Here is a 523-nt window from a genome sequence, read left to right on the forward strand (position 1 = left end):
AAAGTAGTACCAAACGAGCAGGCCAGGCGGGAATATGTGCTGGAAGTTATTGGTCTAGGGGTCACGCTGGACAAATATCGCCAGGGAAAACTGTGGGAAGCCCTGCAAAAAGGGGATGCCTACGCCTCTATCCGCGAGCAGGATAAGGAAAAATATCCGTGGGACTCCATGGAAAAAGCGGGAATTTCCGGTAGCCGTGCAGGCGACACACTGGAGAACGGCGCGCAATATACCCCCATGTATTACGGAGTACCGATATTTAACGCTGAGCCTCCAATTGCTGATCCGGATATCGCAGACAAGCCAACTCAGCCACTTGCCGGCTTGGCCGGTAGTGCGGTTTCTTCAGGCATGGCTTGGCACTTATTCGTGGTCGGCCCGCGGCGCTTCAGCGAACGTCCCGACCGGATACTGGACGATGTATTTGCATTCTTCGATGCAAATCCAGATGTGCCTTATATTGTGCTCAATTCAGACGATAGCATGTACTCACGCAATTTATATCGCCTTCCCGGCACCCCCG

The 523-nt window shown here is 53.2% G+C and carries 1 protein-coding gene (cut by a window edge); it reads left to right on the forward strand.

Going from position 1 to position 523, the window contains the following annotated elements; genetic code table 11:
* Window positions 1–36 precede the first annotated feature (36 nt).
* Window positions 37–523, forward strand: the 5' portion of a protein-coding gene (locus GJA_RS25735; protein ID WP_038498086.1) for a type VI lipase adapter Tla3 domain-containing protein. The gene runs 20 nt beyond the window's last position; the window shows 487 of its 507 coding nt (coding positions 1–487); it begins with the start codon at window positions 37–39; the stop codon falls past the right edge of the window.

Source organism: Janthinobacterium agaricidamnosum NBRC 102515 = DSM 9628, from assembly GCF_000723165.1.
Taxonomy (GTDB): domain Bacteria; phylum Pseudomonadota; class Gammaproteobacteria; order Burkholderiales; family Burkholderiaceae_D; genus Janthinobacterium; species Janthinobacterium agaricidamnosum.